This is a genomic window from Azospirillum sp. B510, assembly GCF_000010725.1.
Classification (GTDB): domain Bacteria; phylum Pseudomonadota; class Alphaproteobacteria; order Azospirillales; family Azospirillaceae; genus Azospirillum; species Azospirillum lipoferum_B.
On the sequence record NC_013854.1, the window covers coordinates 183255 to 204998 of the forward strand.

Sequence of the window (21744 nt, forward strand, 5' to 3'; positions counted from 1 at the left end):
GGACGGTCAGGCGCTCCGCGGCAGGATCGTCTCGACCAGCGACGCCCAATAGCTGGCGCCGGTGGTCAGGATCGCGTCGTTGAAGTCGTAAAGCGGGTTGTGCAGGCGGCAGGACGGTCCGCCATGGCCGCCATGGCCGAGCCAGACATAGGCGCCCGGCCGCTCCTTCAGCATATAGCCGAAATCCTCCGCCGCCATGGTCGGGTCAGGGGCCCAGACCACATTCTCCTCGCCCACCACCCTGGCGGCGGCGCTCGCGGCGATGCGCGCTTCCGCTTCGCTGTTGACGGTGGCCGGGTAGCCGGGGCGGAAGCGCAACTCCGCCTTGGCGCCCAGCCCCTCGGCGATGCTGGAGACGAGACGGCCGAACTGCTCCTGGATGCGGCGGTGGTTCTCTTCCGAGAAGGTGCGCATGGTGCCGAGCATCCGCGCGCTGTCGGGAATGACGTTGGCGGCGGTTCCGGCCTCCACCACCGTGATCGACACCACGGCGCTTTCGGCCGGGTTGGTGCCGCGGCTGACCAGGCTCTGCGCCGCGGTGATGATGTGGGCCGACACCAGCACCGGATCGATGCCGCGGTGGGGCATGGCGGCATGGGCGCCATGGCCGGTCACCTGGATCTCGAACTGGTTGGCCGCGGCCATCACCGGGCCGGGATGCACGGCGATCCGGCCGGCCGGCAGTTCCGGCCAGTTGTGCAGGCCATAGACCTGTTCGCAGTCGAACCGCTGGAACAGCCCGTCCTCGATCATCCGCTTCGCGCCGCCCAGCCCTTCCTCGGCCGGCTGGAAGATGAAATGCACGGTGCCGTCGAAGTTGCGGGTCTCCGCCAGATAACGGGCGGCGCCCAGCAGCATGGCGGTGTGGCCGTCATGGCCGCAGGCGTGCATCTTGCCGGCATGGCGCGAGGCATGGTCGAACTCGTTGGCCTCCGGCATCGGCAGCGCATCCATGTCGGCGCGCAGGCCGATGGCCCGGCCGCTGCCGGTGCCCAGGCCCTTCAGCGTGCCGACCACCCCGGTCCCACCCAGGCCGCGATGCACGGCGATGCCGAACTCCTCCAGCCTGGCGGCGACGATGTCCGAGGTGCGATTCTCCTCGAACCCCAGTTCCGGATGGGCGTGGATGTCGCGCCGCCACGCGGTCATGTCGTCCTGGAAGGCGGCGATGCGGTTGTTGATCGGCATGTCTCTAACATCTGGTTGGAACGGCCGGTTGGCGTTCGGGGGAGCTGGTTGGGATTGAAATTAAACTGTCGTTGCGAAGGCGGAACGACTAATCGGGGGTGCTGATGTCGGGAACCGCCATTCCGCGCCGGACCGCCGGCCTCGCCCCGACGGCGTCATGCCAGCGCTTCAGGTTGGGAAAACGCTCCAGTAGCCCGCCGCCGGCCACCGCCGCCGCGGCGATGAAGGGGAAGCAGGCGATGTCGGCGATGGAATAGGACTCGCCCGCCAGATGCTCCGCCTTGCCGAGCCGTTCCTCCAGCGCGGCGTAGCAGCGCATCAGCTCGCCCTTGTACAGGTCGATGGCGTGGGGGATGCGGTCGGGGGAGCGGGCGGCGAAGCGCTGCATGTCGATGGCGGTCGGGCCGAGATCGCTGACGCCCAGCATGAACCAGCTCATCGCCTCCGCCCGCTCGTCCTCATCCTCCGGCAGCAGCCGGCCGGTGCGTTCGGCGAAATGCAGCAGGATGGCGCCGGACCCGAACAGGCGGCGCATCCGGCCGCCCGGCAGATCCTCGACCAGGGCCGGGATCTTGGTGATCGGGCTGATCGCCAGGAAGTCGGGCCGCTTGTTCTCGCCGAGGGCCAGATCGACGCGGTGGACGGCGTAGGGCAGCCCCAGCTCCTCCAGCAGGATCGAGGCCTTGTGTCCGTTGGGCGTGGGGAAGCTGTAGAGCGTGAGCATGCGGTGACGGTTCCTGCGCCCGGTCCGGGGGCGGATCCCCTGGAATGATGGCGTCGGTGGCGATCGTCTCAGTCTGGCCGATTTGCGCGGCGAACGCCAGCGACAGCAGGGGCGATTCCGAGTGTCAGAACAGCGGCGCGCAGCCATCCGGCTTCACGATCCTGACCGCCGACGGCGGGTTGCCCGCCAGCGTCGCGGCCGGGCGGATCGGCCGCCTTACCAACTCGCCGCCACAGTTCGGGCAGCGTTCCCCCGGCAGCCGGGCGCGACAGTCGGCGCAGAAGGTGCATTCGAAGGAACAGATATAGGCGTCCGCCGCGTCCGGCGGCAGATCGCGGTCGCAGCATTCGCAGTTGGGGCGCAGGTCCAGCATGACATGATCTCGGCTGTCGGGATGAGCCATGGAGGGTAGCGGGGATCACGACGGCAAGGGGAGTGGCGTGGATGCCGGCCAACGTGAAGATCCTGCCAAAATGGCGGCTACATCGTTTCCGACCGGCGGCCGAAGAGGGTGCGGAGCTTGCGGCCGATGGCGCCGCCCAGCATGCCCGCGCCGTCCTCCGCCTTGGGGAACCAGCCGGGATCGTCGGTCTGGAGGCGGCGGACGACCTGGAGGAAGGCATCGACGACATCGGGGTCGAAATCGCGGCCCGCCCGTTCGGCGATCCAGGAGATCGCGTCCTCCACCGCCCAGGCGTTGCGGTATTGGCGGTGGGTGATCAGCGCGTCGAACACGTCGGCCACCGCCGTGATGCGGGCGCCGATGGGAATGGCGGTGCCGCTCAGCCCCTCGCGATAGCCCGATCCGTCATAACGTTCATGGTGGTAGCGCGCGATCTCCGCCGCGATGGACAGCAGCGACCGGCCGCGCAGCGGCACCGCCGCCTCGGCCAGGATGCGGTGGCCGATCTCGGTATGGCGCTGGATCATCTGCATGTCGATGCCGGTCAGCTCGCCGGGCATGCTGAGCGTCTCGTCCGACACGCTCAGCATGCCGACATCGTGCAGCAAGGCGGCCAGCCCGACCTTCTCGACGAAATCGGCATCCAGCTCGTCGCGGAACGTCTCGCGCCGGTACAGCTCGCGGGCGATGGAGCCCACCAGCGTCTCGATGCGCTGGAGATGGCCGGTGGCGGCGTTGTCCTTGTATTCGGCCAGCGCCCCCATCGCCAGAACGGTGGCCTTCTGCGAGCTGTTCAGCTCCTCGATCAGCAGCGCGTTCTCGAAGGCGATGGAGCATTTGTTGCGGAACAGCTCCAGAAGCTGCCAGTCGCGGGCGGTGGCGTCGTTGCGGCCCTCGACATAGATCATGCCGGTGATCCCGACATTGGCGCGCAGGCGGAGCGCGCAGAAGCCCGCCTCGATGATCGTCTCGCTGCTGGGAGACAGCCGCTCCAGCGCCGCCTCCACCTGCGGTTCGCCGATCTCCGCGAGTTCGATATCCTTTCCATTGGTCCCACCGGCCCATCTGGCGAAACGGCCGGTGGCGGCACGCACGCGGATCCGGCGGTCGCGCGGCAGCGTGTCGCCCTGGATGCACAGCAGGGCGTGATGGCCGATGCCGAGCAGCCCGACCACGCGCGGCAGGATGTTGGGGAACAGCACGTCGGGCGTGCGCATCTCCAGCAGGCCGGTGGTGGCGACCAGCATGCGCGCCAATCCCTTGCGTCCGGCGGCCAGGGACTGGAGGCTGACGAAGGTGCGCAGCTGGCCGGCGACGGCGACGCGCAGGGCGTGCGGCGTCAGCTCCGACTTGCGGCGCCAGTCGCCGATGTCGTTGGCGGCGATGGCCTCGTCCTCCGTCTCCGCCCCGCCGTCCGGTTGGTTGGTGCAGACCAGGATGCGGGTGCGCTGGTTGCCCAGCTCGTGCCGCAGACAGGCGATCAGTCCGAGCCCGGCGTCAGGCTCCTCCAGCGCGATCTCCAACAGGATCAGCGAGATGTCGGGGTGCCGCAGCAGGGCGTCGCGTGCCTCGGCGGCGGAGGCGGCGCCCGTCAGCGTGACGCCGGCCCCGCCGATGGAGAGCCCGTCGAGCGCCGACCGGGCGAGGGCCAGCAACGATGGGTCGGGGTCGACGATCAGAACCCTGAACGGCGGTTTGGCGACCGGACCGGCCGTCTGTGGCCGTGCATCGTCATGGCGCATGGGAATCTCGATGGTTGCGCATGCGTGAAGCGCATCCGGCAAAGTAATCCCATTGTCCGGCTCATTCAACCGGCGACAAGTGCCGCCACCACCTCCGACGCCAGCAGGGTGGGATTGACCGGCTTGGCGATGACGCGGGTCACGCCCAGCTTGGCGAAGGCGGCGGAGGTCAGCTCGGCCGGCACCTTGTCGTCGATGGCCGACAGGATGACGATCGGCATCTCCGGGCGCAGGGAGCGGGCGGCCTGGATGACCTCGAAGCCGTCATGGTCCGGCATGATGATGTCAGTCAGGACGAGATCGAACCGCTCGACATACAGGATGCCGATGGCTTCCGGAGCGCTGGCGCACAGGGTCAGCTCGTGCCCCTCGCGGGTCAGGATCGCGCGGACGAGGTTGCGCGTGACCGGGTCGTCGTCCACCACAAGCAGTTTGGCCATGCCAGTCCCCGTCGCCAACCCAACCCGTTCATGCCGGGCGTTCATTCCGGGCGCAGATATAGCGCGAAGCCGGCGCCGCGCCAGCGGCAAGTTTGCGTGCCCATTGTCTCCAAGTCGGTGGAAATGTCACGCGGCGCGCGGCCCAGGCTGTGAGAAATGGACCGGCCCCGGCCCGCCGGCCTTGGAATGCTCCGTCCCTTTGGGTTAGTGTCCGCCCGCATCCCACGGACCAACAACGAGCAGACGCAAGACCGATGTTGCTTCCCAACGCCGTCCGCCGAACTGCCGGGGCCGCCTTTGCCGGTTCTGCCGTCGCCGCCCTTCTGGCCGCCGCCCTCTTCTCCGCCGCGCCGGCCGCCGCCGCCGATCCGCGCCATCTCGGCACCTTCAAGGACTGGAACGCCTTCCTGTTCGAGGAGAAGGGGCAGAAGGTCTGCTACATCTCCAGCCAGCCCAAGAAGTCGGAGCCGAAGGCGAAGCGCGGCGACATCTACACGCTGGTCACCCACCGCCCGGCGGAGAAGGCCCTGGACGTCGTCAGCATCATCGTCGGCTATCCGTTCAAGAAGGGCAGCGAGGCCGAGGTCAGCATCGACGGCAAGGAGTTCAAGCTGTTCACCGACGGCGAGACCGCCTGGGCCCGCGATGCCGACGGCGACCGCGCCGTGACCACGGCGCTGCGCAACGGCAAGCAGTTGGTGGTCAAGGGCGTGTCCGGCCGCGGCACCAAGACGACCGACACCTACAGCCTGGCCGGCGTCGGCCAGGCCTATGACGCCATCAACGAGGCCTGCGGCGTGAAGCGCTGATCACGCCTGCGGCGTGAAGCGCAGATCGCCGCAGCGCTGCGCTTGGTCTTTTTTCACTTGGTCTTTTGACTCCGAACGCGCATGGCCCTATGTAATGGGGCCATGAGCGCCTCCAATCATGCTTCCGCCTTCGTTCTGCCGGCGACCGATGCCGACGGACGCAAGAACCTTGTCGGCCTGTCCCGCGAAGAGCTGGAAGCCGAGATGCTTGCCGTCGGCCTGGAGAAATTCCGGGCCCGCCAGCTCTGGCACTGGATCTATCACCGCGGCTCCACCGATTTCGCCGAGATGACCACGCTGGCCAAGCCGGTGCGGGAGAAGCTGGCCGACACCCACATCGTGGCGCGGCCGACGGTGGTGACGGATCTGAAGTCGGCCGACGGCACCCGCAAGTGGCTGCTGCGCATGCCCGACGGGCAGGAGGTGGAGAGCGTCCACATCCCCGAGGAGGATCGCGGCACGCTCTGCGTCTCCTCGCAGGTCGGCTGCACGCTGACCTGCCGCTTCTGCCACACCGGCACCCAGCGTTTGGTGCGCAACCTCGACGCGGCCGAGATCGTGGCGCAGGTGATGCTGGCCCGCGACATGCTCGGCGAATGGCCGGCGCCGCCCGACGGGCGCATGCTGTCCAACATCGTCATGATGGGCATGGGCGAGCCGCTGTTCAATTACGACAATGTCGCCAAGGCGTTGAAGATCGTGATGGACGGCGACGGCATCTCGATCTCCAAGCGGCGCATCACGCTGTCGACCTCCGGCGTCGTGCCGATGATGGAACGCTGCGGCCAGGAGTTGAACGTCAACCTCGCGGTCAGCCTGCACGCGGTGACCGACGAGCTGCGCAACATCATCATGCCCATCAACCGCAAATACCCGCTGCGCGAGTTGATGGAGGCCTGCCGCACCTATCCCGGCCTGTCCAACGCCCGGCGCATCACCTTCGAATATGTGATGCTGAAGGGCGTGAACGACACGCCGGCCGACGCGCGGGCGCTGGTGAAGCTGCTGGAAGGCATCCCGGCCAAGATCAACCTGATCCCCTTCAACGAATGGCCGGGCGCCCCTTATGAGCGCTCGACCGCGCGGGCGATCCAGCTGTTCGGCGACATCGTCAACAATGCCGGCTATGCCAGCCCGGTCCGCACCCCGCGCGGTGAGGACATCATGGCGGCCTGCGGCCAGTTGAAGAGCGCCAGCCTGCGCCTGACCGCCGCCGAACGCGCCGCCATCGCCGCCGTCATCGCGGAGAAGGACGCGGCGCTGGCGTCCTGACCGGGGGGATCGCCACCGGCGTCATCAGTGCCGCCGCCGGTAGATGCGCATCCAGCCATGCTCGGAGATGCCGGCAAGCTCATAGCCGGCGTCCAGCTGCTCCAGCTCCAGGCCGGCGCCGTCCATGGCGGCGCGCTCCGGCGTCAGGCCCCAGACCAGGACATAATCGACCTGGATGGCGCTGCGGGTGCCGGCCATCAGGAACTCGTCGGTCGGCGGGCTTTCCGGGTTGGCGCCGTTGCCGCGCAGGTGGATGTAGGGATCGGCCTCGGTCCGGTAGCGCACCGGGAAATTCGGTGTCGAGGCCTGATAGAGGTTCAGGTCGACCAGCGGACGGGTCGCGACGAAGCGTGACTGCGGGTGACCGACGAAATTCAGGCGGAAGCTGTCATACCGCCCGTCCGGGCTGGCCTTCCAGCCGGTGAAATCGAGCAGCAGCATGGTCCGTCCCGGCTCCAGCCGCTGGGCCACGCCGTCGAACTCCGCCAGATAGCCGCTGTTCAGATGGTTGTGCACCATGTTGATCGCCAGCAGCCCGGCCGTCGCCACCCCGGAGACCGCGACCGTCACCCGCCGCAGCGCCCTCCAGTCGGTGACCAGCGCCAGCCACAGCATCAGCAGAAGGTAGGGGAAGATCTGGATGCGCTGCACCGCCAGCCCGCCGCCCGACATGCTGTTGGGAATGGCGTAGCTGAAGAGCAGGACCAGCAGCGCCCCGGCCAGCATGCCGTCCATCGGGTCATTGACAGGGCCCGGGACACTGCCCAGGACGGGGCCCGGCGCGGCCCTTCCCCCCTGACGGCGGCGGAAGAGGAGGAGCGTCGCGGCCCCGAAGGGCAGCAGCGCCACCGGGGTGGCGAACGCCCCCTCCCATCGGGTGTGCGACAGGATGACGTTGCCGTAGACCAGCATCTTGGTCCGGTACCAGAGGTCGGGACCGAACTCCACCTTCTGTCCGGTGTTGCGCAGGGCGAACAGCAGGGTCAGCACGACGATCGGCAGCAGCGCTGCCGCGAAGGCGGCGAAGGGTACCCACAGCCTGCGCGGCCCGGCCTCCAGCAATCCCGACGATCCCGGCCGGCGCAGCTCGCACCACAGCAGCCATGCGCCGAATCCACCCAGGCAGAGGCACAGCACGATGGCGGCGGTGAGGTGGGAGAAATAGGTGACCAGCCCCAGCAGGGCCATCGTCAGCGTGCGGGCCGGCGTCATCGCCCGCCAGTGGCGCAGGGCGTAGCCCAGCGAGACGAACAACCAGACGAGGCTGTAGATGAAATTGTACAGGCCGAGATTCAGCGGCCAGGAGAAGACGAAGGGCAGGGCGAACCAGGACAGGGGCGCGTTGCGCGGATTGACCGCCGTCACCGCGTAGCGGAAGGCGTAGGGAAGGCCGATGACATAGCCGGTCAACAGGATCTTCTCCGCCGTATAGGGATCGAAGACCCGCAGCAGGGCGGCCAGCACCGGGTAGATGAACCAGTTGGGCTCGCTCTGGAGGTTGAGGGTGAAATACTGCGACAGGATGGGGTCGGCGGTCCCCGCCGCCAGCACCGTCAGCAGATGGGCCATCGCGACATGGACGCCGCCATCGCCGAAGCTGAGCCTGGGAATGCTCCACAGAGCCAGCACCAGCACCGATACCGCCCCCGCGAACGGGATCGTCTCGCGGGAACCGCTGGGTGCGGCATCCAGAACCCCGGGCTCCAGCCTGCCCGGCCCGAGACCGAGCGCCGCTTCCGTCGATCGCACCATTCCGGTTCCTTATCCCCCTGCCGGGACTTCGCCGAGACGCATGGCATGCGGGGAGGCTGACCCCGGCCGGCCGGGCCTGTCCACCGACCTTCCGGACAGCGGCCGATCGGTGGTGGCCGTTCGGGGTATCGCGTCCCGCCGGACGGCTTGCCGTCCTCGCCAAGCGGACAGCGGGGAATTGCGCTGCCGACCCGTGCTGTGACAGGGTGCGGCGGTCCGCCAAACAGCCCCGGTTCCAGCATCGGCATGCCCACCCCCATCGAGGACATCATCGCCAAGGCGATCAAGGACGCCGACAAGTCCTTCTTCAACGAGGATTATGCCAAGCAGGCGAAGGCGGTGACCGCCGCGCTGAAGAAGGCGGGCTACGAGGTGGCGCCGGTCAAGCCGCCACCCGGACTGGTCGAATGGGCGAAGGACAACATTCCGTTCGGCCGTCTTCGTCCGGCGGAACTGATTACTCAGATGTACTCGATGATGGTGGAGAACGTGCGGCGCTTTGACAAGTAGCGGTGGGGCAAGCGCGTCGGGGTGGGACTGGACGCTGATGCTGGTATTACCACAGGACCGGAAGGCCGTTTCTTTTCAGCCACTTCCCGCGCTGCGCCAAAATCGTCACACCAGCACTTTCGGCCACCCCCCGCCGTTGACTCGGCTGCTGCGGGAGCGTAATTCATTGCGCCAACGAACAGGACGGGACAGCCGTCCCAAAACTGCACGCACCACCCAGCCGCCGCGGCAATCGTCATGTTGCGCCGCGCCCGGCCGCGAACAGAGGACGACGCAATGGCAAACGGCAGCGGTCGGCCGCTCTCCCCGCATCTGCAAGTCTACAAACTCCCGTTGACCGCAGTCATGTCCATCACGCACCGCATCACGGGCGTCGGGCTGGCTGTGGGCACGCTTCTTCTGGTGTGGTGGCTGGTCGCCGCCGCCGCCGGTCCGGAGGCGTTCGCGCGCGCCCAGGGTTTCATCGGCTCCTTCTTCGGCCTGCTGCTGATGTTCGGCTGGTCGGCGGCGCTGTATTACCATTTGTGCAACGGCATCCGCCATCTGGTCTGGGACGCCGGCAAGTCGTTCGAACTGACCGATGCCGACCGCAACAACCGGATCGTGCTCATCGCGACGGCAGCGCTGACCGTGCTGACCTGGATCGTCGGCCTGGCCGTGTGGTGAGGAGAATAAGACATGGCGTCCAATAGCAAGACCCTCCGCTCGCCGCTGCAGGTCGCGCGCGGTCTGGGTTCCGCCAAGCATGGCACCGAACATTGGTGGTCGCAGCGCCTGACCGCGATCGCGCTCGTCCCGCTGACCGTCTGGTTCGTCTTCGGCGTCATCGGCCATCTCGGCGCCGATCACGCCGCCTTCGTCGCCTGGATGAAGTCGCCCTTCTCGGCCGTCATGATGGTCCTCACCGCCGTGGTCACCTTCCACCATGCCCAGTCGGGGTTGCAGGTGGTCATCGAGGACTATGTGAATGTCGAATGGCAGAAGATGGCGCTGATCATCGGCGTCAAGTTCCTGTCCTTCGCCCTGGCGGCAGCCTGCGTGCTGGCCGTCGTGAAGATCTTCATCGGAGCCTGACGACCATGGCGACCGCCTACACCATCATCGACCACACCTATGACGTCGTCGTCGTCGGCGCCGGTGGCGCCGGCCTGCGCGCCACCTTCGGCATGGCCGAAAAGGGCCTGAAGACCGCCTGCATCACCAAGGTGTTCCCGACCCGCTCCCACACGGTGGCGGCGCAGGGTGGCATCTCGGCCGCGCTCGGCAACATGGGCGAGGACGACTGGCGCTACCACATGTACGACACCGTGAAGGGGTCGGACTGGCTGGGCGACCAGGACGCCATCGAATACATGTGCCGCGAGGCCATTCCGGCGATCATCGAGCTGGAGCATTACGGCGTTCCCTTCTCGCGCACGCCGGAAGGCAAGATCTACCAGCGCGCCTTCGGCGGCATGACCGCGCAATACGGCAAGACCCAGGCCTACCGCACCTGCGCCGCCGCCGACCGCACCGGCCACGCCATCCTCCACACGCTCTATCAGCAGTCGCTGAAGCATGAGGCGGAGTTCTTCGTCGAATATTTCGCGCTCGACCTCATCATGGAGGACGGCGTCTGCAAGGGCGTCCTCGCCTGGAACCTGGACGACGGCACGCTGCACCGCTTCCGCGGCCAGATGGTGGTGCTGGCGACCGGCGGCTACGGCCGCGCCTATTTCTCGGCGACCTCGGCCCACACCTGCACCGGCGACGGCGGCGGCATGATCCTGCGCGCCGGCCTGCCGTTGCAGGACATGGAGTTCGTGCAGTTCCACCCGACCGGCATCTACGGCTCCGGCTGCCTCATCACCGAGGGCGTGCGCGGCGAGGGCGGCTACCTGACCAACTCCAACGGCGAGCGCTTCATGGAGCGCTATGCCCCGTCGGCCAAGGACCTGGCGTCGCGCGACGTCGTGTCCCGCTCGATGACCATCGAGATCCGCGAAGGCCGCGGCGTGGGTGAGCACAAGGACCACATCCACCTCCATCTGGAGCATCTGCCGCCGGAGATCATCCATCAGCGCCTGCCCGGCATCGCCGAGACGGCCAAGATCTTCGCCGGCGTGGACGTGACCAAGGAGCCGATCCCGGTTCTGCCGACCGTCCACTACAACATGGGCGGCATCCCGACCAACGTTCACTGCGAGGTGCTGTCGCCGACCGCTTCGAACCCGGACCAGGTGGTGCCGGGCCTGATGGCCATCGGCGAGGCGGCCTGCGTGTCGGTCCACGGCGCCAACCGCTTGGGCTCCAACTCGCTGCTCGATCTGGTGGTGTTCGGCCGCGCCGCCGCCATCCGCGCCGCCGAGATCGTCAAGCCGGGCAAGGCCACCTCGGTCAAGCCCGACAGCTGCGACAAGGCGCTGGAGCGGTTCGACCGCATCCGCAACGCCAAGGGCACGATCAAGTCGGCCGACCTGCGGCTGGAGATGCAGCGGACGATGCAGAACAACTGTGCCGTCTTCCGCACCGGCGAGGTCCTGGACGAGGGCGTGAAGAAGATCGACGCCGTCTATGCCAAGAAGGGCGAGATGGCGATCTCCGACCGCTCGCTGGTCTGGAACTCCGATCTGGTCGAGGCGCTGGAGCTGGACAATCTGCTGGGCCAGGCGGTCGCCACCCTGCATTCCGCCCAGAACCGTCCGGAAAGCCGCGGCGCCCATGCCCGCGAGGACTATCCGAACCGCGACGACGAAGGCTGGATGAAGCACACCGTCATCTGGGTCGCGGACAATGGCGAGACGAAGATCGATTACCGCCCGGTCCACATGTACACCCTGACCGACGAGGTCGAGGTCTTCCCGCCCAAGGCCCGCGTGTACTAAGGCCCGCCGGATAAAGGAAATCAGCCATGGTTGAATTCAACCTGCCAGCCAACTCCAAGGTCGGCGTCGGCAAGACCGTCAATGTCGCGAACGGCGCCAAGCGGGCCAAGACCTTCAAGATCTACCGCTGGAACCCGGACGACGGCCAGAACCCGCGCGTCGATTCCTATGTGGTCGATCTCGACAAGTTCGGCCCGATGATCCTGGACGCGATCATCTACATCAAGAACCAGGTCGACAGCACCCTGACCTTCCGGCGGTCCTGCCGCGAAGGCATCTGCGGCTCGTGCGCGATGAACATCGACGGCACGAACACGCTGGCCTGTCTGAAGGCGATCGACGAGGTTCCGGGCGACGTCAAGATCTACCCGCTGCCGCACATGCCGGTGGTGAAGGATCTGGTTCCCGACCTGAAGCACATCTACGCCCAGCTCGCCTCGATCAAGCCGTGGTTGCAGACGCAGTCGCCGGCGCCGAGCCGCGAGCGCCTGCAATCGCCGGAGGACCGCGCCAAGCTGGATGGCCTCTACGAGTGCATCCTGTGCTTCTGCTGCTCGACCTCCTGCCCCAGCTATTGGTGGAACGGCGACCGTTACCTCGGCCCGTCGATTCTGCTCCAGGCCTATCGCTGGATCGCCGACAGCCGCGACGAGATGACGGGCGAGCGCCTCGACAACCTCGAGGACCCGTTCCGCCTCTACCGCTGCCACACCATCATGAACTGCACCAAGGCGTGCCCGAAGGGTCTGAACCCCGCCAAGGCCATCGCCGAGATCAAGAAGCTGATGGTCGTGCGCCGCTGATCGCGGACCGCGTTTCGCGACAAGGAAAAGGCGCCCCTCCGGGGGCGCCTTTTTCGTTTGCCGATGCCCGGAGACGGGGCGTCAGGCGAAGTCCGGGTCGGTCGGACGCGACGGCGGCAGATCCTCGCCGGGGACCGGGCTGTCGGTGGTGCCGGGGCCGCCGGCGTCGGGCAGGTCGGGATTGTCGGTGCCCGGCAGGTCGACGACCGGCACATCCTCATGCGGGCGGGGAAATGGGGTGGGGGGAGCCGCGGCGAGGCCGGGGGTGGTCATCGGCGTGAGCATATGGGTGAGCATGGGCATGGTCTCTCTCCCGTCTGTGTCGGTTCGCCATCGGGCGCTCCTCCTGTCAACGGACGAAGCCGCGATCCGCTCCCCCGCACGGGACGATTGCGCGCGGACCGGTTGACCCGCCGTGGCGGGGGGGTATGCTCAACGGGAGATCACAAACGACGACGAACCACCAGGGGGGCGGCGCCAACCGGCGGCACCCGGCGGACGGATATATTTTCTTTCCAGGGAAGGACCAATCATGGGCGGCATGGCAGGCCAGGCGTGGAGCTGGATTCAGGGCGAGTGGGTGGAGGGAAACCCGCCGATCGTCGGACCGCTGTCCCACACGCTGTGGCTCTCTTCGACGGTCTTCGACGGCGCGCGCGCCTTTCAGGGTGTCGCTCCCGATCTGGATCTGCATTGCGCCCGCGCCATCCGCTCGGCCCATGTGATGGGGTTGGAGCCGATGGTCACCGCCGGCGAGATCGAGGAGCTGTGCTGGGACGGCATCCGCCGCTTCCCCAAGGAGGCGGAGCTGTATATCCGCCCGATGTTCTACGCCGATGACGGCTTCGTCGCCCCGGCGCCGGAAAGCACCCGCTTCGTCCTGTCGGTCTATGAGGACCCGTTGCCGCAGCCGACCGGTTTCGCCGTCTGCATCTCCAGCCGTCGCCGGCCGATTCCGGCCATGGCCCCGACCGAGGCCAAGGCCGCCTGCCTCTACCCCAACGCCGGCATGGCGCTGACCGAAGCGCGCAAGCGCGGCTTCCAGAACGCCATCATGCTGGACGCCATCGGCAATGTGGCGGAGTTCGCCACCTCCAACATCTTCATCGTCAAGGGTGGCGTGGTGCGGACGCCGGTGCCGAACGGCTGTTTCCTCAACGGCATCACCCGCCAGCGCATCATCGCCCTGCTGCGCGGCGATGGCGTGACGGTGGAGGAATGCACGCTGACCCCGCAGGAGGTGCTGGAGGCCGACGAGGTCTTCTCCACCGGCAACCACGCCAAATGCGTGCCGGTGACCAGGGTGGAGGACCGCGCTCTGGCGGCGGGACCGATCTTCCAGCGGGCCCGCGCGCTCTATTGGGAATACGCCTTCCGCTGATCGAGCAGCGCCACCGCCGCCCCACGGTGATGGGCCAGCGTGGCGGCCAGCCGGGCCAGCCACGCGTCGCTCCGGCAGGTCGCCGCGGTCAGGCCGCGGCGGCGTCGGGCGGCGGCGAAGCACGCCTCGGCCGCGAGCGTGCCATGCAGGCGGAGCGTCGCCGCGCGTTTGAGGGCGTTGGCGCGCTCTCGGCCGCCGAGCAGGGCGGCGCGAAGCGCCGGTTTCGGCGGCTGGCCGTCATGGCTGCGGTGAAGGCTGTCCAGGCGGGCGGCGCGGTCCATGGAATGGACGGTAGCGCCTGCCGGGGTGAATGGTAAAGGAAAATTTCCCTAGGACCGTGCGCCGGATGGGGAGGTGTTTGCCCCCACCCTCACTGGCTCGCCCAGATGATCCGCGCCATCCAGGCGACGTCGGCCAGCGGGATGCTGCGGTCGGGGTGGGCACGGTTGATCGACAGCAGCTCGATCTTGGTCGCCGTCTCGCGGATCAGCTGCTTGGCCATCACCTCGCCGCCCTTGGTGCGGACGACAACGCGGTCGTTGCGGCGGATCTGGGCCGCCGGCGAGACGATGATGGTGTCGCCATCGCGATAGACCGGCTCCATGCTGTCGCCGGAAATCTCCAGGGCATAGGCGTGCGGGTCGCCCAGGCTGGGGAACAGCAGCTCGTCCCAGCCGCTGCCGGCGGGGAATCCGGCATCATCGAAATAGCCCGCCGACCCGGCCTGGGCATAACCGATCACCGGAACCCGTTGCAGCGGGCCGGTGCCGGCGCCATCGCCGACCAGCGAGACGAATTCCGACAGCGAGGCGCCGGTGGCGTCCAGCACCTTGGAGATGCTTTCGGTCGAGGGCCAGCGCAGCTTCCCGTCATTGGTCGTGCGCTTGCTCTTGTTGAAGGTGGTCGGGTCCAGTCCGGCGCGCCGTGCCAGCCCGGAGGCGGAGAGCCCGTGCTGTGCCGCGAGACGGTCGATGGCCCGCCAGATGTCCGTATGTTTCAGCATGGGACGATAATCTCATAAACCGGCGACAGCGTCCCTAGGAACTTTTTCATAAATCTGTTGACCGCGTGTATTGGCGGGACCATAACGCAAACAGACGGTGTGGCCGCGATCCCGGCCCGACGCCTCCCTTCCTTCAAATTCCGAAGCCGCAAGGAGACCAGCATGCTGAGTCCGGCCGCCCCCCCTTTGTCCGCCGAGCGCCGGTCCCGGACCGTTCCGCCGAGGGCGGAGCCCTACGGCGTCGACGGCGAGCCCTTCGCCGGGGCCGAGGAGGCCTGGTACTGGGCGGTGCAGGCGCATGACGCCAAGGCGGCTGGGGCGCGGGTCGTCGCCGGCTGCGGGCAGATCGCGCGGCCCTGCGAGCCGCAGGACCTGCTGCGCGTGGTCGACCGGCTGTACCGGATGCGGAAGCTTCAACGCGACCATCTGCATGTGCTGGTCCATTACGGCCGCCGCCGGAGCGCGCCGGAGCCGGAGCGCTTCCGCGAGCAGCGCGCCCATGTCCTGTGGGAGGAGGCCTTCGCCGCCATCGCCCCGGCCCTGCGCGACAAGGGCATCACCCGATGACGGCGCACCCGCAAGCCACGTCCTGGACGGCGGCCTGGGTGGTCTATCGCGGGGAGGCGCCGCTGTGGTGGCTGCGGCCGCTGAAGCCGGGATTCCGCCACTGCCTCGCCCTGCTGACCGACGGGCGGCGCTGGGTCGCGGTCGATCCGCTGGCCGGCTTCACCGACGTGGCGGTGCTGGACCTGCCGGCCGGCTTCGACCTGCCGGGCTGGTACCGCGCCCAGGGGTTGACGGTGGATGCCGCTCCGCTGCGCCGCCCGGCCGCCCCCGCCCCCTGGGGGCCCTTCACCTGCGTCGAGGCGGTCAAGCGCCTGATCGGCCTGCGCGCCCGCCGGGTGCTGACCCCGTGGCAACTGCATCTGCACCTGACCGGAGGAGAGCGCGCATGTCCACATCCGCTGCCGTGAAGCCGTCCGTCCGCCGGAAGGAGGAGCCGTCGGAGCCGGAGGCCCTGCTTGACCGCTATCGTGGCGCCCGCGAGCGGCGCGGCGTGTGGGAAAGCCATTGGCAGGACTGCTACGACCATGCCCTGCCCAATGGCCGTCCTTTTCACGGAGGCGGCACGGCGGGCGAACGCCGGGTCAACCGGCTGTTCGATGGCACCGCTCCCGACGCGGTGGAGCAGCTGGCCGCCAGCCTGCTGTCGGAGCTGACGCCGCCCTGGTCGCGCTGGTTCGGTTTCCGGCCCGGTCCCGACCTGACGGGGGCGGAGCGCGACCGCATCGCTCCGCTGCTCGACCGTGCCGCAGGCATCATCCAGGCCCATTTCGACCGCTCCAACTTCGCGGTGGAGGTGCATCAGGCCTTCCTCGACCTCGTCACCGTCGGCACCGCCAGCCTGCTGATGGAGGAGGCCGCGCCCGGCGCCGTGTCCAGCCTGCGCTTCACCGCCGTGCCGTTGGCCGACGCGGTGCTGGAGGAGGGGCCGGACGGCCGGCTCGACGCCACCTTCCGCCGCAGCGAGGCGACGCTGGCGCAGATCCTCCAGCGCTTTCCCGGCGCCGGGCTGCCCGACGAGCTGCGCCGACGGGCGGCCGAGGATCCCGACCACCGCTTTCCCCTGGTCGAGGCGGTGGTTCCCGACGGCGCGGCCTATCGCTGGGGCGTGGTGCTGGACAGCGGGCTGGCCGACCCCTCCTGGCTGGCGCAGGGGCGGTTCGCCCAGTCGCCCTTCGTCAATTTCCGCTGGCTGAAGGCGCCGGGCGAGACCTATGGCCGGTCGCCGGTGATGAAGGCGCTGCCCGACATCAAGACCGCCAACAAGGTGGTGGAGCTTGTGCTGAAGAACGCCTCGATCGCCGTCACCGGCATCTGGCAGGCGGATGATGACGGGGTGCTGAACCCCTCCACCATCCGGCTGGTGCCGGGCACCATCATCCCCAAGGCGGTCGGATCGGCCGGTCTGACGCCGCTGGCCAATCCGGGACGGTTCGACGTGTCGCAGCTGGTGCTCGACGATCTGCGCGGACGCATCCGCCATGCGCTGCTGGTCGACCGGCTGGGGCCGGTGGACTCGGCGCGGATGACCGCGACCGAGGTGCTGGAACGCTCGGTCGAGATGGCGCGGCTGCTCGGCGCCACCTATGGCCGGCTTCAGGCCGAGCTGATGACGCCGCTTCTGTTGCGGGCGGTGTCGATCCTGCGCCGGCGCGGCGAGATTCCCGACATCACCGTCGATGGCCGGCTGGTGGAGTTGCAGCACCGCTCCCCGCTGGCCCAGGCCCAGGCCCAGCGCGACGTCCAGGCGACTCTGCGCTGGCTGGACAGCGTCAAGGCGCTGGGGCCGGAGGCGGAGGCCGTGGTGGATGCGGCGGCGACCGCCCACTGGCTGGGCGAGGCCTTCGGCGTGCCGGCCAAGCTGATGCGGGCGGAGCTCGCCGCTCCCACCCCCGCCGCCCCCCTCCCCTCCGCCTCGCCTCCGGTTCCGGCGGTGGTCGATGCTGCGGCTCCCGACATCGTCCCCCCCGGCATCGGAGCGTCCAATGGCTGAGCGCGAGGGGTGGGAGTGGCTGGAGACGCCGCTCTCCGCCGATCCGGACCCCGCCATGGCTTCAAACGTCGATCCGGCGCCCAGCTTCGCCCGCTGCTTCGCCGGGGATGACGGGGCGCGGGTGCTGGCGATGCTGCGGGCGATGACGCTCGACCGTGCCCTGGGGCCCGACGCGCCCGAGGCGGCGCTCCGTCACCTCGAAGGGCAGCGCCAGCTGGTCGCCATCATCCTCGCGCTGGTCGCGCGCGGACGGGCTGGTTGACCGGCCGCCGCCCCCACCTGTTTTCCCCTTCCTGCAGGAGCTGACAATGGTCGATATTCCGCTGCCCGAGTCCGCCGCGTCCGTCGGCATGGTGCCGCCGCTGCCGATTCCGGAGAAATTCCGCGATGCCAGGACCGGCGCCCTGCGCGTCGACGCGCTGCTGAAATCCTATCTGGAGCTGGAGCGCCGCCTGTCGTCCCAGGGCCGGTCACGCCAGGGGCCGGCTGCCGTCGCTGCCGAGCCGGTGGCCGAGGCAGGGCCGGCTGCCGTCGAACCGGCTTCCGGCGATCCGGCCTCCATCAATCCGGCCCCAATCAATCCGCCCCCAATCAATCCGGCAGCTCTCGACCCGGCGCAGCTTCGCCGGCTGCTGGGGGCACCGGAAACGCCGGACGGCTACAGCATCGCCTGCGACCATGGCCTGTTCCAGCCCGATCCCGAGATCAACGGCCGCCTGTTCGAGGCCGGATACACCCCGGATCAGGCGCAGCTTCTCTATGATCTCGCCGCCGAGCGGATGGTTCCGCTGATCCAGACGATGGCCGCCGAGTTCCAGGCCGAGCGCGAGGTCGAAAAGCTGGTCGCCCGCTTCGGCGGCGAGGAACGCTGGCGCGAGGTGTCGCGGCAGCTGCTGGCCTGGGCCGGCAAGACCCTGCCGCCGGCCGCCGTGGAAGGTCTGGCGAGCAGTTACGAAGGCGTCATGGCGCTTTACGCGATGATGACCGGCAGCGAGCCGGCGGCATTGTCGATGGCGGGCAACCGGCCCGGCGGAGGCGAGGGCGAGGGCGAACTGCGCACCCTGATGCGTGACCCGCGCTATTGGCGTGACCGTGACCCGGCGGTGATCGCCCGGGTGACGGAAGGATTCCAGCGCCTCTATCCCGGTCAGGGGTGAGGCTGGGCTCCGAGCGATGCCCGGCCGCCATCCCCATTTCCGCGGCTGGCGGCCGGGCAGGGACGTGACGAGACAAAATGTCGCGATCCGCAACCTTTATAACGGGTTAGGGGGCATCTGTTGCGCATGCGTGGAAAAATTGCGTTGCAAGATTGAAATGAAGCCGTCAGTTTCTTTAGGATAGGTTCCAACCATCCGTTCGACTGACGGATTAACAGGGCGACGCCAAGCCTGATGACGCTGCGCCGCAAGATTCGCTGGCTGACCTGGATCGGCCTGATCGGTTGCCTGATGGCGGCGATTCCCGCGCTCTATCTGTTGCGGCAGGGCATGGTCGCCGAGCGGGCGCAGGTCGCCGCCGCGCTGGTGGATTCGGCCGGCCTGCTGCTGCGCGACCTGGAGCGGTCCGCGGAGTCCGGGGCGATCTCCGGCGACGAGGCGCGCGACCGCGCGCGGACGGCCCTGCTGGCGCTGGCGGCCAAGCCCTTTCATGTCAGAATCTTCGCCGACGGCATCGTGCCGGCGGGCTGGCCGTCCATCGACCGCGCGGTGACGGCGGAGGGGCGGTTCGAGCCCTGGGGCTGGGCGATCGCCGCCGCCGGCGACATCGGCGATCTCGACCGCGATTTCCTGGTCGAGGCGTCTGGATTCCTGCTGTTCCTGGCGGCTCTGCTGGTGCTGAGCTGGCCGGGGGCGCTGTTCCTGTCGCAGCAGGTGGTCGGGCCGCTGGAGGCGCTGTCGGATCGCATGCGCCTGCTGACGGAGGGGCGCACCGACATCGAGATTCCGGGCTGCGAACGCCGCGACGAGTTCGGTGCGATGGCCCGCGCCATGGAGTTCTGCCGCCGCGCCGCCATCTCGCTGATCGAACGGGACGAGCGGCTGGCCGGCATCATGAACAATGTCAGCGAGGCGATCCTGCTGGTCGACGGCCGGGGCCGGATCGAAGAGCACAACCCCGCCGCCGTTTCCCTGTTCGGCGTGACCGCCGGGGAACTGCGCGGCCGGCCGCTGTCCGGGCTGTTCGCAGCCGACGGCCGCGAGCGGATCGAATCGCTGCTGGCCGAGCTGGCGGCTCGGGACAGGATCCCGGAGCCGGTACGGGAGAAGGCGCTGGAGATCGAGCGGGCGGGCGGCGGCGGGCGGATCGACGCCTCGCTCAGCCTGTCGCCGCTGGTGGTGCGGGGCCGGCGCGGTTTCGTCTGCGCGCTGACCGATGTGACCGAGCGGCTGCGGCATGAGCGGGAATTGATGCGTCTGGCCACCCGTGACCGGCTGACCGGCCTGCCCAACCGCGCGATGATCGAGTCGCTGCTGGAGGCGGCGGTGGAGCGCAGCCGGAGTCGCCGCCGCTCCTTCGCCGTGCTGTGCCTGGATCTGTCGCGCTTCAAGCTGATCACCGACACGCTCGGCCATCAGGCCGGGGACGCCTTGTTGCAGGAGGTGGCGCGGCGGATCGTCGCCTCGGTCCGCGCCGCCGATCTGGTCGGGCGCATCGGCATCGACGATTTCGCCATCATCCTCGAGGAAATCCGCGACGCCGACGAGGCGGCGGCGATCGCCGGGCGCATCCTCGACGCCTTCGACAACCCGGTCACCCTGCCGGGCTGCGAGCATTATGTCCGCCCGGCCATCGGCATCGCCGTCTATCCGACCGACAGTTTCGTCGATGACGCCAGCGACACCGCGATGGACGACCCGCAGGCGCTTCTGCGTGCCGCCGAGACGGCGCTCTATGCCGCCAAGCGGATGGGCGGGCGCCGCCATGCCTTCTTCCGCCCCGAACTGGCCGAGCAGGCGCGCCGTCAGCTGGCGCTGGACGGCGATCTGCGGGCGGCGCTGGCCCTGAAGCAGTTCCGCCTGCATTACCAGCCCAAGGTATCGCTGATCGACTATTCGCTGGAGGGGTTCGAGGCGCTGCTGCGCTGGGAGAAGCCGGGGGAGGGGCCGGGGCAGGGGCTGATGATCCCCCCCGGCGAATTCATCCCGGTGGCGGAGGAGACCGGCTTCATCGTGCCGCTGGGCGACTGGGTGCTGGACGAGGCTTGTCGCCAGATGCGCGAATGGCTGGATGCGGGAATGGAGCCGGTGCCGGTCGCCGTCAACATCTCGCCCAAGCATCTGCGCAACCGCAGCGCCGAGGATTTCCGCCGCATCATCGATCGCCACAGGCTGCCTCCCGGCCTGATCGAGCTGGAGATCACCGAGGGCGCGGTGATGCAGGATATCGACCATGCGCTGGCGGTGCTGGCGGCCTTGAAGGCGATGGGGATCCGGGTGGCGGTGGACGATTTCGGCACCGGCCATTCGTCCTTGAGCTATCTGAAGCGGTTGCCGATCACCACGCTGAAGATCGACCGCTCCTTCATCAACGGCGTGCCGAACGAGCGCGAGGATGCCGGCATCGTCTCCACCATCATCGCCATGGCCGACATGCTGGGCCTGCATGTGGTCGCCGAAGGGGTGGAGAAGGCCGAGCAGGCCAATTTCCTGCGTCACCACAACTGCACCCAGGTCCAGGGCTGGCTGACCGGCCGTCCGGTGCCGGCCGAGGCCGCCCGCCGCCTGTTGATGGAGCGGCTGCGGCGGGTGGCGCTGGGGGCGGCTTAAGGCGAGGTCGGCCTTGCCGGCGCGGTCTTCCGTGGGCGGGGCGCCGTCAGCTCGGCGAGGGTGACCGGGCGGAAATTCCAGACATCGACGCCGACATCGATCTGGCGGGGCTGCGGCTTCAACTGGCCATGGCTGTGGCCGTGCAGGTTCAGCGCCTTGCGGTGCATGCCGTTCCAGGTGCGGAAGGCGTAATGGCACATCACCAGCTCGACACCATCCAGGACCAGTTCGGCGTAATGCCCGACGCTGGCCCAGCCGGGTAGCGCCAGCGTCGCCGGGCCGTCATTGTTGCCGGCGATCAGATGCTTGGTGCCGTTCAGCCGGCCGAGCAGGGCGGCCAGGACGTCGGGCTTCATGTGCAGGGCGAAGTCGCCGAGATGCCAGACCTCGTCGCCGGGACCGACGGTGGCGTTCCAGTTCGCCTCCATCGCCGCATCCATCTCGGCGGTGGACCCGAAGGGACGGCGGAAGCGGCCGCGCGCGCCGCCATGGCCGAAATGGGTGTCGGAGGTGAAATAGACGGTCATCG

At 68.5% G+C, this 21744-nt stretch carries 24 protein-coding genes; 14 read left to right on the top strand and 10 right to left on the bottom strand.

What is annotated here, in order from left to right; genetic code table 11:
• Positions 1–6: 6 nt before the first annotated feature.
• The 5 genes from AZL_RS00880 to AZL_RS00900 form a co-directional block, all read right to left on the bottom strand.
• A complete protein-coding gene (locus AZL_RS00880) occupies positions 7–1188 on the bottom strand; it encodes a M20 aminoacylase family protein (RefSeq protein WP_012972791.1) in 1182 nt (393 codons plus the stop codon).
• Between the two features lie 88 nt (positions 1189–1276).
• A complete protein-coding gene (locus tag AZL_RS00885; protein WP_012972792.1) occupies positions 1277–1912 on the bottom strand; it encodes a glutathione S-transferase family protein in 636 nt (211 codons plus the stop codon).
• A 124-nt stretch (positions 1913–2036) separates the two neighbouring features.
• A complete protein-coding gene (locus AZL_RS00890; RefSeq protein WP_012972793.1) occupies positions 2037–2285 on the bottom strand; it encodes a DUF1272 domain-containing protein in 249 nt (82 codons plus the stop codon).
• Positions 2286–2392: 107 nt separating this feature from the next.
• Entirely contained in the window at positions 2393–4057 is a 1665-nt protein-coding gene (locus AZL_RS00895; protein WP_012972794.1) for an HD domain-containing phosphohydrolase, read from the bottom strand.
• A 65-nt stretch (positions 4058–4122) separates the two neighbouring features.
• Positions 4123–4497, bottom strand: coding sequence for a response regulator (locus AZL_RS00900; RefSeq protein ID WP_012972795.1), 375 nt, complete (start codon positions 4495–4497; stop codon positions 4123–4125).
• Between the two features lie 254 nt (positions 4498–4751).
• On the opposite strand from AZL_RS00900, the gene AZL_RS00905 reads away from it, so the two are divergent.
• Together AZL_RS00905 and rlmN are read left to right on the top strand one after the other, a co-directional pair.
• Positions 4752–5306: an invasion associated locus B family protein gene (locus AZL_RS00905; protein ID WP_012972796.1), complete on the top strand. Its 555-nt coding sequence runs from the start codon at positions 4752–4754 to the stop codon at positions 5304–5306.
• 102 nt (positions 5307–5408) lie between these two features.
• Entirely contained in the window at positions 5409–6578 is a 1170-nt protein-coding gene (rlmN, locus tag AZL_RS00910; protein WP_042442269.1) for a 23S rRNA (adenine(2503)-C(2))-methyltransferase RlmN, read from the top strand.
• A gap of 24 nt (positions 6579–6602) precedes the next feature.
• On the opposite strand, the gene AZL_RS00915 is transcribed toward rlmN, so the two are convergent.
• Positions 6603–8330, bottom strand: coding sequence for a hypothetical protein (locus tag AZL_RS00915; RefSeq protein ID WP_012972798.1), 1728 nt, complete (start codon positions 8328–8330; stop codon positions 6603–6605).
• Between the two features lie 246 nt (positions 8331–8576).
• Between AZL_RS00915 and AZL_RS00920 the strand changes: the two genes are divergently transcribed.
• The 5 genes from AZL_RS00920 to AZL_RS00940 all read left to right on the top strand — a co-directional run bounded on the left by AZL_RS00920 (position 8577) and on the right by AZL_RS00940 (position 12507).
• Entirely contained in the window at positions 8577–8840 is a 264-nt protein-coding gene (locus tag AZL_RS00920) for a hypothetical protein (RefSeq protein WP_042442270.1), read from the top strand.
• A 276-nt stretch (positions 8841–9116) separates the two neighbouring features.
• Entirely contained in the window at positions 9117–9506 is a 390-nt protein-coding gene (sdhC, locus tag AZL_RS00925; protein WP_042442272.1) for a succinate dehydrogenase, cytochrome b556 subunit, read from the top strand.
• A 12-nt stretch (positions 9507–9518) separates the two neighbouring features.
• The gene (sdhD, locus tag AZL_RS00930) at positions 9519–9914 is read left to right on the top strand and encodes a succinate dehydrogenase, hydrophobic membrane anchor protein (RefSeq protein WP_012972800.1); all 396 of its coding nucleotides are present in this window, start codon (positions 9519–9521) and stop codon (positions 9912–9914) included.
• Positions 9915–9919: 5 nt separating this feature from the next.
• The gene (sdhA, locus tag AZL_RS00935) at positions 9920–11704 is read left to right on the top strand and encodes a succinate dehydrogenase flavoprotein subunit (protein WP_012972801.1); all 1785 of its coding nucleotides are present in this window, start codon (positions 9920–9922) and stop codon (positions 11702–11704) included.
• A gap of 26 nt (positions 11705–11730) precedes the next feature.
• Positions 11731–12507 carry a succinate dehydrogenase iron-sulfur subunit gene (locus AZL_RS00940; protein ID WP_012972802.1) on the top strand — a complete coding sequence of 259 codons (777 nt, stop codon included), beginning with the start codon at positions 11731–11733 and terminating at the stop codon, positions 12505–12507.
• 81 nt (positions 12508–12588) lie between these two features.
• Here AZL_RS00940 and AZL_RS00945 read toward each other — a convergent pair whose 3' ends face one another.
• The gene (locus AZL_RS00945; RefSeq protein WP_247894241.1) at positions 12589–12810 is read right to left on the bottom strand and encodes a hypothetical protein; all 222 of its coding nucleotides are present in this window, start codon (positions 12808–12810) and stop codon (positions 12589–12591) included.
• A gap of 229 nt (positions 12811–13039) precedes the next feature.
• Here AZL_RS00945 and AZL_RS00950 point away from each other — a divergent pair, with 229 nt between their 5' ends.
• The gene (locus AZL_RS00950; protein ID WP_148219149.1) at positions 13040–13888 is read left to right on the top strand and encodes a branched-chain amino acid aminotransferase; all 849 of its coding nucleotides are present in this window, start codon (positions 13040–13042) and stop codon (positions 13886–13888) included.
• On the opposite strand, the gene AZL_RS00955 is transcribed toward AZL_RS00950, so the two are convergent.
• Positions 13864–14169, bottom strand: coding sequence for a hypothetical protein (locus AZL_RS00955; RefSeq protein WP_012972804.1), 306 nt, complete (start codon positions 14167–14169; stop codon positions 13864–13866). The two genes, AZL_RS00950 and AZL_RS00955, sit on opposite strands and share 25 nt — an antisense overlap.
• Positions 14170–14258: 89 nt before the next feature.
• Positions 14259–14891, bottom strand: coding sequence for a S24 family peptidase (locus tag AZL_RS00960; RefSeq protein WP_012972805.1), 633 nt, complete (start codon positions 14889–14891; stop codon positions 14259–14261).
• Between the two features lie 162 nt (positions 14892–15053).
• On the opposite strand from AZL_RS00960, the gene AZL_RS00965 reads away from it, so the two are divergent.
• The 6 genes from AZL_RS00965 (at position 15054) to AZL_RS00990 (ending at position 21215) form a co-directional block, all read left to right on the top strand.
• Positions 15054–15458, top strand: coding sequence for a hypothetical protein (locus AZL_RS00965; RefSeq protein WP_012972806.1), 405 nt, complete (start codon positions 15054–15056; stop codon positions 15456–15458).
• Entirely contained in the window at positions 15455–15865 is a 411-nt protein-coding gene (locus AZL_RS00970) for a hypothetical protein (RefSeq protein ID WP_012972807.1), read from the top strand. The genes AZL_RS00965 and AZL_RS00970 overlap by 4 nt, the downstream gene beginning before the upstream one ends.
• The gene (locus tag AZL_RS00975; RefSeq protein WP_012972808.1) at positions 15844–17448 is read left to right on the top strand and encodes a portal protein; all 1605 of its coding nucleotides are present in this window, start codon (positions 15844–15846) and stop codon (positions 17446–17448) included. Before AZL_RS00970 ends, AZL_RS00975 begins: the two co-directional genes overlap by 22 nt.
• Positions 17441–17710 carry a hypothetical protein gene (locus AZL_RS00980; protein ID WP_173380464.1) on the top strand — a complete coding sequence of 90 codons (270 nt, stop codon included), beginning with the start codon at positions 17441–17443 and terminating at the stop codon, positions 17708–17710. Before AZL_RS00975 ends, AZL_RS00980 begins: the two co-directional genes overlap by 8 nt.
• A gap of 46 nt (positions 17711–17756) precedes the next feature.
• On the top strand, positions 17757–18605 hold the full coding sequence (locus AZL_RS00985) for a capsid assembly protein (protein ID WP_012972810.1): 849 nt from the start codon (positions 17757–17759) through the stop codon (positions 18603–18605).
• A gap of 234 nt (positions 18606–18839) precedes the next feature.
• Positions 18840–21215 (top strand): putative bifunctional diguanylate cyclase/phosphodiesterase, encoded by a 2376-nt coding sequence (locus AZL_RS00990; RefSeq protein WP_012972811.1) that lies wholly within the window; start codon positions 18840–18842, stop codon positions 21213–21215.
• Here AZL_RS00990 and AZL_RS00995 read toward each other — a convergent pair.
• On the bottom strand, positions 21212–21742 hold the full coding sequence (locus AZL_RS00995) for a metallophosphoesterase family protein (protein ID WP_012972812.1): 531 nt from the start codon (positions 21740–21742) through the stop codon (positions 21212–21214). The genes AZL_RS00990 and AZL_RS00995 overlap by 4 nt on opposite strands.
• Positions 21743–21744: the final 2 nt, after the last annotated feature.